Raw genomic sequence first — 13,523 nt, forward strand, 5'->3', positions numbered from 1 at the left:
TGGTTGCTATATCAACATTATTTGGCGTACAATATTAATTACGAGTCTATTTATATATGAGCATCGTTAATGAGGAGGGGTTGGATGTGAAAAAGAAACATATAGTTATTGCAATGATGGCTTTTATCATTCTATTATCAGTAGCTTATTTACAATGGGGCCGTAAGGAACGTGTGGTGAATTCTTTTTCGACCGCCTCTGATACGTCCTATACTCAGGAATTTAGTGTAATTGCCAACACTTTATTTTTGAACAAGAATGAATACGCAAAAGATTTAATTGCCAAAACCCTTCATAATGGCTTTCGAAATATTCGTTTTTCCTATGATGTCGGCTTTCCAGAGCAAATAACAATCTACGTTTACAAAAACAGATCTCTCTATCACCATGGAAGAGAAAATTTTCGAGTCATATACTCACAAGAAGGGAATTATAAGATAGAAGAGTAGTAAAAAAGAGATGCCGACTGACATCTCTTTTTTTTCGCCATTAAATTTCCAAAGATATATATCCGTTTTTCTGAACCGTGTGCAAATTTTTCAAGTATTTCTGTTTGTACTGCTCCACTTCGTTTGGGGACAAATTAATCCGGATATTTTCAACCGCCTTAGCTAGTATGTCATCCATACAAAATCCGTATTTTCCAAGGGCATTCTGGACTTCTTGATTAAGTGCCAGCGCATACACTTTTTCAAGATTCGAGGAGCAGAAATCATCAATCTCCGCGTATGGAATCCCATTCCGTATCATTGCACTTTTAATTGCGGAACTGGTATTTTCCTGTTCAACCAACAGAAGGAAACTGCATTCCGGCAGCCCCTTAATCAGTCCCCAATAATCCGAATCAGACGATACCAAAATGAAAGCTTTTGTTCCTTGTTCAAAATATTCCCTTGTTGTTCCGACAGCCAAAGAAATGTCCACTAAAGACTTATCTGCCTTAACCCGCGGAATCATTTTGTGTTCTACCCCCGGAATCAATCGCTGCAGCAATCGCCAGGTAACCGTAGTATGTACATCGTTATATAAAACAATTTTTTTGATGTGTTCTCGTGTTGCTGGCTCAAGTCCGTCCAAAACAGAGTAGAGCTTATATGGGTTTGCATTTTCACAATCCACAACAATCGTAATTTCCTGATTGTCCTGAATATAATCCTTAATATTCTTTTTGATTTCGTCGCTGGCATCCGTCACCTTAGAAAGATCATCAAAGACATCTCCGTTTCGCCTGTACAGATAACTTACAAACTTCTCATCATTGTACAAGATATTCCCTACTTCTACAGATAATGCCCCTACGACATACATCGTATAGGGAAATCGGTTCCGTTTTTCTCCATACGATTCTACCAGCTTTGAAACTTGTCTTTCTTTGAGTTCCGGAAGGCAAAACATATCTTTTACGTAGTCCCAATTAAGCCATAGTGGAAAACTATTCTTGCAGCCATTGATATACTTTTTGATTTCAGCACTGACTAACACAACGTATTTCGCCGGGGTCCAATTAGCTCTCCAGATATCTACGTCATCCTTTTTGAGCTTTTTAATACATTCCGGGTCAATATATTCCGGAATTGTATCAATATTTTTCATATCATACTGAAACAAATTCCGGATTCTTCCATTGTTTCTTAATAATGCAGTCCGAATAATACACAAATTCCGGACAATCCTTGCATCTTTACATTCCTCCAGCCCCGTATAGATTGTCTCATCAAAATTGCTTTCTTCACCCCAAAAATACTCCTCCGATACGCCTAGCAGATACGCGATTCTTGAAACAATATCGAATCTCGGATTTTTATATTTGGATGCTTCCAGTCCGAGATCCATTTCTGAATTACACATAATCAAATTCCTCCTTTGTATATTTTGTTTCCGATATATAGTATGGAAAATAATTTCAAAAAACGTTTTTCACGTACATAAAATTTATTCTTCTTTTGATTCGTCATTCTAAAAACATCAGATCAATATTTCATGAGAGGAGCGTAAAAACGAAGGTCTGAAATACATTATGTCAAAAGGAGATGTCAAATGGCACACGTAGCTATTATGATCCGAATTATACCATCTGAAAATCGAAATATGTATTTTCGAATGATTCAGGACTCGAATACAACATTTAAGGTAGAAATGGGGCGTGTTGGGGCTGCTCCATACATCCGTTATTATCCTATATCAGTATGGGATAAAATGTATCAAAAGAAAATTTCAGAGGGCTATCAGGACAAGACAGAACTCATGGATGTACATTCTTCCTATACATACAAAGAAATCGAGGATGATTCTGTTCGTGAACTCATTTCTTTTTTGCAACAGGAATCATCTATGGCCATCAAATCTAATTATTCTGTATCCGTATCCGAGGTTAGCCCGCAGATGATCACGCAAGCAGAAGATATTTTGAATCAATTTTCAAATGATCCATTAAAGGATAATTCTCTTCTGGAACAATTATTTGCTCTATTGCCTCGGAAAATGAAAAATGTTGCAGACTATTTGCTCCCGGCAGATGCCGATCCGGAGCAGATTCAGAATGTTATAGATCGAGAAACTGATCTGCTGCGCATGATGGAAACCCAGATGCAGGCATTGCCGTCTAATGACAGCAAAGAAAAAACTCTTCTGGAAGAATGGAAGTTATCAATCACCCCTGTAAACGATGAAGAAGAACTCCGGCAAATCAAACGACACATGGGGCATTCTGCAGATTGCTTTTCAAAAGCATTCCGTGTTAAAAATTCCAATAGAGATAACGCTTTTTGGAATTATTATGACAAACATAATTATCATAAAGAAGACATTCATTACTGGTATCATGGGTCCAGAAATATGAATTGCCTGTCCATTTTACATAATGGACTTATCTTAAATCCCAAAGCGCCCAAAGTCGGTCATATGTTCGGCTATGGAATATATCTTGCTCCAAAAGCGAAAAAAAAGTATTGGATATACCTCATTGAATGGGTCTTTTTGGGTACATGGCACCTCAGACAAAGCCTATCTATTTGTTATGAAAACCGTGTACAAGTCACCCTATCATGTCTACACATGGACCTCGGGCATGAAATCGCTAACCAAATCCCGCATTTCACCTCACGATGCTGTTTTTGCTCATGCTGGCACATCTTTAAGGAATGACGAGGTTGTTATTTTTGACGATGCACAGGTAACGCTTCAGTATATTATCGAATTGAAACAACAATAGAGACACAAAATGGCCGGGATTTATTCCCGACCATTTTGTTTTTTTCACTTTTCCACATTCTAGGGGTATCAGATCAATTCATGAAGAAAGGAGTATATCAATAACCGATCTGAAATTCAATTTGTCCAAGGAGAAAAATATGCATATTACTATTAAGACGTACAACGATACCCGGAATATGGAAGTTCCACAAACAGAATCTGCCTTGTATAAGGCCATTGGGGAGCAGTTATTAAATTTGTCCGTTCCCAATCGTTTACTTGTTTCTACACCTGTAGGAGAAGCGGAGTTTGACGTTAAACAGCGTGGCACATTCGCAAAGGACGGGACCATCTATCCGAGTATGTATGTAACAGAAGAGTACAATACCATCCAGCTCCCACAGGATACCTATCCGGAAGCTTATTTAACCTGTATTAACCCAGTATCCAACAATTACAAATTCTACCATTTTCGGCCATCTGGTTCCGTACTGAATGCAACTTACGGACGTATCGGAGCTGGCAGGGGAGAAGCATTTGGAAAAAAGGACTTGAAAACCCCATATCCCATCCATCTATATTGGATTCGCTACTATGAAAAGCTTTCAAAAGGATACAAGGACGAGTCTTCTATTTATCTTGCTCCAGCTGTGTCGGAAACACCTGTTGCACCCACCATTCCTGATCAGCGTCCGGAAGCTATTGAATTATATCAAAAACTGTATACCTACGCTAAAGGTATGGTCGAACGGCATTTGGTCCACCATGACAAAGTGACCGTTGAACAGGTATCTCAGTCGAAGAAAATTCTTGCGGAATTAAGTACCAAGACTACTTTGAAGGATTTCAATGAGACGCTTCAGAAATTATTAACTATTTCCCCTCGAAAGAGCAGATATGTTAAATCTCTTCTTGCTGTGAAAACGTCTGATTTTCCTGCGATTATAGATCGTGAAAATGACCTTATCACGGCGATGGAAGTTATGCGTCCGTCCGGTTCTATCGGCAGTTTTCGGGAACATAATATTCATGTATTTGAAGCTACAGACTCCCAGCGGCAGGAAGTTATCGAACACTTAACCCCTTCTCTGCAGCAGAAAGTACGAAAAATCTGGCGTGTTATCCCAGATCGGCAGCAAAAAACCTTTAACAGCTATTGTAAAGAGCATCATATTCGCTATGTACGGCAGATGTGGCACGGAAGCCGGAATGCAAACTGGCTCAGTATCACGGAGAATTCCATCAAAATTCTTCCTTCATATGAAAACGGACGTATGTTTGGTGATGGAGTCTATTTTGCCCTTAATCCAAACAAGAGTTTTTTGTATACAAGCAGTTCTTCTGCAAAATATACAAACGAAGATGAAAACGTCGTGTATATGGGCCTTTTTGCGGTTGCTTACGGGAAACCACTTTATGTGGAATCGAGCCACCACTTTACTCCAAGAGAGCTGGAAGAGAAAAAGAAAAATTGTGTTCATGCCAAAGCTGGACGCTCTTTAAGAGAAGATGAAATCATCTTTTATTCAGAGGCTGCCATGGTAATGAATTATCTCGTTGAATTTGACGCTTAAAGGAGATTTTTATGAAATATTATATTAGTGATTTACATTTGTTTCACCCGGCGATTCTTCAAAAATGCAGTCGCCCATTTGCAACAATCGATGACATGCACCGGACTATTTTCCAAAATTGGAAGAAAAAAGGTATTGGTCCTTGTGATGAAGTATATATTCTTGGTGATGTTGGCATGTATCATGAAAAGGGAATTGGGAAGTTTCTTATGGCTCTTCCAGGCAAAAAATACCTTGTTACTGGGAATCATGATTTCAAGAATATCCATAATCGGGACTTCTCCAGCGCTTTTTTTATGGTGCCGTCCCTATGCAGAAGTAAGGGATACTGAACGTAAAGTTGTTCTGTTCCATTATCCGATTGAGGAATGGAATGGATTTTATGTGGGTTCCTATCACCTGCACGGTCATATTCACAATACAACTGTAACACATATTGACAGAAGATATAATGTATCCGTCGATGTTATCAATTATACCCCAGTCACTCTGGATGAACTGATCGCTCAAAATGACGTAAAATAACAGCCTATTCAAAGAAAAACACTGTTCCATAAAATGCATGGGCAGTGTTTTTTTTGCAAAAAAATCACCTACGTGAGAATATAAGTATTTTTCTTTTTGCAATACTATCAATAAGAAAATTTTCGAAGAGGAGGTTTTACAAATGAGAATTATTGTTGACGCGGATTCTTGTTCAAAAATCCGTCAGATTGAAGAAATTGCGGAAGAGAAAGGCTTACCAGTAATGTTGTTCTGCGATACAGCGCACCAGCTTTATTCTGATTACAGCAAAATTAAAAAGGTGGCTCCCGGAAGAGATGCTTCCGATATGCAGATCTATAATGAATGCAAAATAGGAGATATCGTTATAACACAGGATTACGGACTTGCTTCGTTGGTCATGGCTAAGGGCGCACTGGTTATGCATCCAAGTGGAGCTATTTATTCAAAAGAAACAATTGACACCCTTCTTATGAGCCGTTATTTGAATCAGATCGATCCCAATATCCGCCATCGTAAGAAAAAAAGACGCTCTGTTCAGAAAAAATATGATTTTCAGAAATCTTTATTGCAGATGATTAACCCCGCCGAAACTAAAAAGACCGCTTTTGCCTAAGAATTTGTATTAGAAAAGGGAGGTGTTTTATGCGCATATCTAAACGAAGACAACAATATTTGGATAAATTCAAGTTTCCTTATCACGGACAGATATTTTCCAGCATTAAAGCTTGTTGCGAATACTATGATGTGGCCTATTCCTGTGTTTTCCCGCTGAAAAAGGAGAAAAATATCACAGCGGAAAAAGCCATTGACCATCTAAGGGCTGCAAAAAAAGGACGTTGCGTGAAATATCACGGTCAAACATATCCATCTATGAAGGTATGCTGTGAATTGTTTAATGTTCCTGTTGACAATGTGAGTTACTATAAGCGCACTCATAAATGCTCTTTTGAAGCAGCATTGGATCATTATGTCTTAAATGAAAGCCGTTATTCTTTCAAGTTCAACAACCAAAAATATCCATCTATTATCGCTTGTTGTAAAGAATATGGATTGAGTCCTAGTGTTGTATATGCCTATAAAAACAAGAATCAGCTAACTCCTTCCGCCGCTATCAGGGCTTGTCTAGCACAAAAACAGCGTCAAGAGAATCAGATTGCTCCACCCAAAGTGCTTCCCAAGAAGAAAAAGAAAAAAGTCTCTGCCCCACCTAAGCCTCGCCCATCAGACTTTTGGATTGTGGAAATTAACGGAGAGGCATATCCTTCCTTATCCGCTTTTTGCAAGCAGCATCATATAAGTCATAGCAGTGTGGCTGCAAGAGCGCACCGCCTAAAATGCACCATCGAGGAATCAGCAAATCATTTTCTAGCTTTGCAAGAACTTTCACTCTTATACCCGGATGCTATACAATTCCAAAATAGTACATACGATTGCGTAGAAAAGCTCTGTTCTCGTATAGGCGTAGACCCAATCGCGATTTTACATTTTGTTAAATCCAAACAATATACGTTAGAACAGGCAATCCAAGAAGCATTATCAACCACTGGAATGCATCGCGTTCAAGATGCAGATCCTGTCGTCTTTCAAACACAGTATATCCTACATTATACCGTTGTTATCATGCTTTACAAATTGACGCGAGGTCTGTAAAAACACGCATGGAAAAATATCATATGAGCTGGGAAGAGGCTGTTGAGGATGCAATAAAATGCAAAAAGACATCTGACAAATAACCATCTAAAGGCGTTGACGAAAAAGTTGACGCTTTTTTTGTTTTTATTTCTAATACTATAAGTATCAAAACAAGAAAGAGGTGTCTATTTTGCAACGTACAAAAGGAAATAATTTAGATTCAGACAAAATTCTGCTATCTGTGAAAGAAGCATCCGAGCTTACCGGAATTTCAGAACGTAAACTTCGTGATCTCATGAATGAAAGTAACTTTAAGGTTCAAATTGGCAGGCGTACTATGATCCATCGAAAAAAATTCGAACGATGGATTGACCAGCATACTTGCATTTTTTAAGTTCGCGTGATACGATAATATCCGTATGCGCGTATCATTAGGAGAATGATATGGGAAAAGACTCAAATGGAAAAGAGCTTGGTGCCGGCATCTATCAAAGAAAAGACGGTCGATATGAAGCTCGCATCAGAATCAAAGGGCAAAAAAAGCCCTATAGTATCTATGATACTAATCTTCGGAAACTGAAGCAAAAAAAGAAACAGTTTCTCTTATTGATGGCAAACAGAGATTTAAACCTCTCGTTTACGCTAACAGTTTCACAATGGTTTGAAATTTATTTAAAGAATTATGCACGGCCCAAACTAAAAACACAAACTCTTAATAACTATGTTACAGGCTTTGAACGTGTGGAAGATTACATTGGTTATATGAAAATAATTGACGTGAAAAATGTAAATATTGTGTCGGCTATGCAAGAACTCGAAAAAGAGGGATATGCAACGACTACAATTCAACAGTCTTTGGCCGTTTTAAAGCAAGTTTTTCGCACTGCTTTTGAAAATCGTATCATACCGTTTGATCCATGCTCCGGATATCAATACGCTGGACCGCCTAAGTCTGTAAACGAAAAACCTCCGGACGACTTATTTGAACGGACGTTTGAGCAGGTACTAACTCCTGATGTGTTAGAACAATTTTTCAAGAGTATTCAATCACGCCGCTATTATGAATTATTTATCGTTCTATTACATGGCGGCTTAAGAATCGGAGAACTTCTTTCCCTACAGTGGAAAGATATAAATTTTAGGAAAAAGCAGTTGAAAGTCTACAAAACTGTGAAAAAGGTTCGAGACATTTTTGACGAGGAGGGAAATCGACTTTATGATTCGGCGTTGTATCATCAAGTAACAACGCCGAAAAGTGAGAAAAGTTATCGTATCGTTCCTCTTTCTGATATTGCAGTTAAGGCTTTAAAACAATGGAAAGCCCAGCAAGATGCAGACAAGAAGCAGTACGGACGCGATTGGGGACGTTCGAATCCCTTGCTTGAACAATATCCGGATCTTGTTTGTACTACTGGACCGGGCAATCCACTTAATCGCAGTTGGCTTGATCGAATATGCAATGACTTTCAAACGGCAATAAATGAACCGGAAATATTGCTTGCCCAAAAAGAAGGACGTTCTCCAAACCTGGTCAAAGTAACACCACATATGTTCCGTCATACATATGTAACCACCCTGATAAAGGCCAAAGTTCCGGAATCTGTTGTCCGTGAGTATGTTGGTCACAGTTCAGATAAAATGGTCGAATATTACACTCATCTTGATAATAGCTATATCGAACCAGAGCTTCGAAAGGGTATGAAGAGTTTTTATACGAATTTTGATCTAAAGGATAAAAAGGTGAAAAAATGAATTTTTCTAATAACAAAACACCTCAAAACCAAAGTCAGACAGAAAAGGTGGTCAAAAGCTGGTCAAATCCAGAAATCATAAGCAAAAAATCCCCTACTTGCAAGGATGTTTTAAAAACTGCGAATTTATCGCCTATGATGGTACATTATTGCCAGACGAAGACGGGCTTGACTGACCCGGCTAATACCATTTTGTTTTACCGCTTAGGTGATTTCTACGAAATGTTCTTCGAGGATGCCACCCTGGTATCCAAAGAACTTGAGCTTACGCTGACCGGAAAGGACTGCGGCATGGAGGAGCGCGCTCCGATGTGCGGTATCCCGTATCACGCTGCAGAAGGGTATATCAACCGTCTTGTAGAGAACGGCCATAAGGTTGCGATCTGCGAGCAGATGGAGGACCCGAAACAGGCAAAGGGCATGGTAAAGCGCGAAGTCATCCGCGTTGTCACACCGGGTACGACGCTGATCCCGCAGGGACTTGATGAGACGAAGAACAACTACATCATGTCGATCGTCTGCATGGAGGGATGCTTCGGTATCTCTACAGCAGATATCTCGACCGGCCAGTGCTTCGTCACGGAAATGGACAAGCCGCGCCGCCTTGTGGATGAGATCACGAAGTTTATGCCGGCGGAAATCATCTGCAATCAGTCGTTCCTGCTCTGCGGGATTGATGTGGAGGATCTCCGGACCCGCCTTCATATCTGCGTGAATGCATTGGAAGACTGGTATTTCGACGATGACATCTGCCGCCGTACACTGCAGGAACAGTTCCATGCTGCTACGATGGAAGGCCTTGGCATCGCCGATTACAACTGCGGAACAATTGCAGCCGGTGCGCTGTTCCAGTATCTGCACGAGACACAGAAATCGGATCTGTCTCACATGAATTCGATTACACCGTATGTGACAGACAAATATATGCTGATCGACAGCTCCAGCCGCCGGAATCTTGAACTTGTGGAAACGCTGCGTGAGAAGCAGAAACGCGGCTCCCTGCTCTGGGTTCTCGATAAAACCCGCACGGCGATGGGCGCACGTCTTCTGCGAAGCTACGTAGAGCAGCCATTGATCGACGAGGAGGAAATCAATGCAAGACTCGATGCTGTAGAGGCTCTAACGGGGCAGGCGATGCTCCGCGAGGAAATCCGTGAATACCTCCGTCCGGTTTATGACCTTGAGCGTCTCGTCGGAAGAATCAGCTACCAGTCCGCGAATCCGCGTGACCTGATCGCCTTTAAATCGTCGCTGCAGATGCTGCCTTACATCAAGCAGCTCTTAAACTCGTTTGACGGCGGCGCTTTGGCGCAGATTCAGGAGGATCTCGACCCGCTGGAAGACCTCTATCAGCTTGTCGATGCGGCAATCGTGGATGATCCACCGTATCTGATGCGCGACGGCGGTATGATCAAGGACGGCTACAACGAGATGGTCGATAATTACCGTCACGCCAAGACCGAGGGCAAACAGTGGCTGAGTGAGCTTGAGGCAAGTGAGCGCGAGAAAACCGGCATCAAAAATATGAAGGTCAAATACAACAAGGTATTCGGCTATTATCTGGAGGTCACGAACTCGTTTAAAGATCTTGTCCCGGATTACTATACGAGAAAACAGACATTGACGAATGCGGAGCGCTACATTACCCCGCGTCTGAAGGAACTCGAGGATACGATTCTCGGTGCGGAGGATAAACTGTATGCGCTGGAATACGATCTTTTCTGTACGGTGCGCGATACGGTTGCCGGTGAGGCGGAGCGGATTCAGCGCACGGCGCAGGCTCTGGCACGGCTCGATGTGTATGCATCACTTTCCTATGTTGCCGAGCACAACCACTATGTGCGTCCGAAGCTGAACAGCCGCGGAAAGATTGATATCAAGGACGGCCGTCACCCAGTGGTCGAGAAGATGATTCCAAACGATATGTTTATCGCAAACGATACCCTGCTTGACAACGGTGACCACCGCGTTTCCGTCATCACCGGACCGAACATGGCCGGTAAATCGACGTATATGCGCCAGACGGCCCTCATTGTGCTGATGGCACAGATCGGTTCGTTTGTTCCGGCTTCGAAGGCAAACATCGGTATTGTGGACCGGATCTTTACCCGTGTCGGCGCATCCGATGACCTGGCAAGCGGCCAGAGTACGTTTATGGTTGAGATGACGGAGGTGGCAAATATTTTACGGAATGCGACCGCGAACAGTCTTTTGATCCTTGATGAGATCGGACGGGGAACGAGTACGTTTGATGGTCTTTCGATTGCCTGGGCGGTCATCGAGCATGTGGCGAATCCGAAGTTGCTCGGTGCGAAAACGCTGTTTGCGACACATTACCACGAACTGACGGAGCTCGAAGGAAAGCTGCCGGGAGTACACAATTACTGTATCGCCGTCAAGGAAAAGGGAGACGATATTGTGTTCCTGCGTAAAATTGTACAGGGCGGTGCAGATAAGAGCTACGGGATCCAGGTGGCGCGCCTCGCAGGTGTGCCGGAGTCGGTGCTTTCCCGGGCCCAGGAGCTGGTGGAGCAGTTAAGTGATGCCGATATTACCGCAGCAGTCAAGGATCTGACCATGCAGAAGAAACCGAAGGCAAAGCCGGTTCACTACGACGAGGTCGATATGGCACAGATGTCGCTGTTCGATACGGTGCAGGACGATGATATCATCAAAGAGCTCTCGGAGCTTGATATCTCGAATATGACACCGATGGATGCTTTAAATACCCTGTACCGTTTCCAGGGAAAGGTGAAAAACCGCTGGAAATAGGGGAATACTGGATCAGAACATAAGTTAGAATCAATCCGAAACAGAAAGGAACAACATGGCTACCATAGCAGTACTGGATCAGAATACGATTGATAAAATTGCGGCCGGTGAGGTCGTAGAGCGGCCGGCCTCCGTGGTAAAAGAGCTGGTAGAAAACGCAATGGATGCCGGCGCAACGGCAATTACCGTGGAAATCCGCGATGGCGGTATTTCGCTGGTGCGGATCACGGACAATGGAAGCGGCATTCCGGCCGAACAGGTGCCGCTCGCTTTTCTGCGCCACGCGACGAGTAAGATCCGTTCCGTGGAAGAACTCGTGCAGATTGCATCTCTTGGCTTCCGCGGCGAGGCGCTCTCGAGTATCTCGGCGGTTGCGCAGGTCGAGATGATTACGAAAACGCCGGATGCGCTGACGGGAACGCGGTATGTGATTGAGGGCGGCGCGGAGAAGGCCAATGAGGAGGTCGGTGCCCCGACCGGAACAACCTTTCTGGTCCGGAATCTTTTTTACAACACGCCGGCTCGTCAGAAATTCTTAAAAACGCCGGTTACGGAGGCGAATGCGGTGACTTCCGTTGTGGAGCAGCTTGCGCTGTCGCACCCGGGGATTTCGTTTAAATATATGGTGAATTCACAGGTGAAGCTCCATACGAGCGGCAACCGGAATTTAAAAGAACTGGTCTATAATATCTACGGCCGCGACATCGCGAGGGAGCTGATCGAGATTCACTCGGAAAGCCCGCTGATGACGATCGACGGCTTTATCGGAAAACCGGTGATTTCAAGGGGAAACCGGAATTTTGAAAATTATTACGTGAATGGACGGTATGTGCGGAGCAAGCTGCTGGCCCGCGCGATCGAGGACGGATATCAGACATCGATGATGCAGCATAAATATCCGTTTACGCTGTTCTATGTCCAGATGGATGGAGAAGCAGTCGACATCAATGTGCATCCGACGAAGATGGAACTGCGATTTTCCCATCAGGAGGAGATTTACCGCCAGATGCGTGATATGATCTCGGATGCCCTGAATCACAGGGAGCAGATTGTGAAGGTTTCGCTTTCTTCCGACAGGGAACGGAAAGCAGAGGAAAAAGCGGCACGGAAAGAACAGATTGTTGTTCCGGAACCGTTCGAGCAGAAACGGCAGGTAAAAGAAGGCTTTGCACGGCAGTCCCTTCCGGTGGAGCCGGTTTCCAGCCAGAGCAGAAGAATGCCGATTTTCCCGGAGGTGGAACGAAATGGATACCGCGCAGCGAAAACGTATGTGCCGGTTCAGCAGATGACGGGAATGACGCGGGAAGAGGAAGAACTGTTTGAGCCGGGTGCAGGAAACGTGCCAAAGACGGCAGACCTCTCAAACGCGGACGCAATACAGCATCAGCAGGAGCCAGATGTAGCTCCAACGGTATCTTCCATGCCGGAAGAATCCTCATCTGTATCTGCTTCGCCTGAGCCAGAAGGCCAGATGCAGCTCTTTGATGAGCAGTTTCTTACCCCGGAGGCAGAGAAATCGCACCGCATCATCGGCCAAGTTTTCGATACGTACTGGCTGATTCAGTACGGCGAGAATCTCTACATCATCGATCAGCATGCCGCGCACGAAAAGGTACTGTTCGAGCGGATGATGAAAAATTACCGGGAAAAGAACGTCACCTCCCAGATGGTGAGTCCTCCGCTGATCGTCTCCTTAACGCCGCAGGAAGCAGATCTTGTGACCCGTTACATGGACGTTTTCCAGTCCTTCGGCTACGAAATTTCCCCGTTCGGCGGAAAAGACTATGCGATCAACGCCGTGCCGCACAACCTGTACGGTATTGCGACGGAGGAGCTGTTTATCGAGATTCTCGACAATCTTGAGGAGGTCCGCGAAAAGCCGCTGGAGATTTTAAAAGACCGTCTGGCGACGATGTCGTGCAAGGCCGCCGTAAAGGGCAACAATCATCTTTCCTATGCAGAGGCGGAGCAGCTCATTGCCGAGCTTTTGACGCTCGAAGATCCGTATCACTGCCCGCACGGCCGGCCGACGATCATTTCCCTCTCGAAACGGGAACTGGAAAAGAAATTTAAGAGAATTGTGTAGGTGATTTTT

General features: G+C 43.5%; 11 protein-coding genes. 10 read left to right on the top strand and 1 reads right to left on the bottom strand.

Annotation, left to right across the window (positions count from 1 at the left end):
* The first annotated feature begins 86 nt into the window (after positions 1 to 86).
* Entirely contained in the window at positions 87 to 449 is a 363-nt protein-coding gene (locus DXA93_RS05690) for a hypothetical protein (RefSeq protein ID WP_119207872.1), read from the top strand.
* Between the two features lie 40 nt (positions 450 to 489).
* Here DXA93_RS05690 and DXA93_RS05695 read toward each other — a convergent pair whose 3' ends face one another.
* Positions 490 to 1,608 carry an NYN domain-containing protein gene (locus DXA93_RS05695; protein WP_147399531.1) on the bottom strand — a complete coding sequence of 373 codons (1,119 nt, stop codon included), beginning with the start codon at positions 1,606 to 1,608 and terminating at the stop codon, positions 490 to 492.
* A 429-nt stretch (positions 1,609 to 2,037) separates the two neighbouring features.
* Here DXA93_RS05695 and DXA93_RS05700 point away from each other — a divergent pair, with 429 nt between their 5' ends.
* The 9 genes from DXA93_RS05700 to mutL all read left to right on the top strand — a co-directional run bounded on the left by DXA93_RS05700 (position 2,038) and on the right by mutL (position 13,514).
* Entirely contained in the window at positions 2,038 to 3,144 is a 1,107-nt protein-coding gene (locus DXA93_RS05700) for a hypothetical protein (RefSeq protein WP_119207874.1), read from the top strand.
* Between the two features lie 206 nt (positions 3,145 to 3,350).
* On the top strand, positions 3,351 to 4,766 hold the full coding sequence (locus DXA93_RS05705; protein WP_117801175.1) for a hypothetical protein: 1,416 nt from the start codon (positions 3,351 to 3,353) through the stop codon (positions 4,764 to 4,766).
* 11 nt (positions 4,767 to 4,777) lie between these two features.
* Complete coding sequence (locus tag DXA93_RS05710) at positions 4,778 to 5,098, top strand: metallophosphoesterase (protein WP_119207875.1); 321 nt, start codon at positions 4,778 to 4,780, stop codon at positions 5,096 to 5,098.
* 335 nt (positions 5,099 to 5,433) lie between these two features.
* Positions 5,434 to 5,886, top strand: a complete 453-nt coding sequence (locus DXA93_RS05715) for a DUF188 domain-containing protein (protein WP_118640620.1) — start codon at positions 5,434 to 5,436, stop codon at positions 5,884 to 5,886.
* A 29-nt stretch (positions 5,887 to 5,915) separates the two neighbouring features.
* A complete protein-coding gene (locus tag DXA93_RS05720) occupies positions 5,916 to 6,923 on the top strand; it encodes a hypothetical protein (RefSeq protein WP_119207876.1) in 1,008 nt (335 codons plus the stop codon).
* Positions 6,924 to 7,086: 163 nt separating this feature from the next.
* On the top strand, positions 7,087 to 7,299 hold the full coding sequence (locus DXA93_RS20845) for a helix-turn-helix domain-containing protein (protein ID WP_117801167.1): 213 nt from the start codon (positions 7,087 to 7,089) through the stop codon (positions 7,297 to 7,299).
* A gap of 50 nt (positions 7,300 to 7,349) precedes the next feature.
* Positions 7,350 to 8,657, top strand: a complete 1,308-nt coding sequence (locus DXA93_RS05730) for a tyrosine-type recombinase/integrase (protein ID WP_119207877.1) — start codon at positions 7,350 to 7,352, stop codon at positions 8,655 to 8,657.
* Positions 8,658 to 8,791: 134 nt separating this feature from the next.
* A complete protein-coding gene (mutS, locus tag DXA93_RS05735) occupies positions 8,792 to 11,428 on the top strand; it encodes a DNA mismatch repair protein MutS (protein WP_119207878.1) in 2,637 nt (878 codons plus the stop codon).
* Between the two features lie 55 nt (positions 11,429 to 11,483).
* Positions 11,484 to 13,514 (top strand): DNA mismatch repair endonuclease MutL, encoded by a 2,031-nt coding sequence (gene mutL / locus DXA93_RS05740; protein ID WP_119207879.1) that lies wholly within the window; start codon positions 11,484 to 11,486, stop codon positions 13,512 to 13,514.
* Positions 13,515 to 13,523: the final 9 nt, after the last annotated feature.

This window comes from Blautia sp. OF09-25XD (genome assembly GCF_003482095.1).
GTDB lineage: Bacteria > Bacillota > Clostridia > Lachnospirales > Lachnospiraceae > Fusicatenibacter > Fusicatenibacter saccharivorans.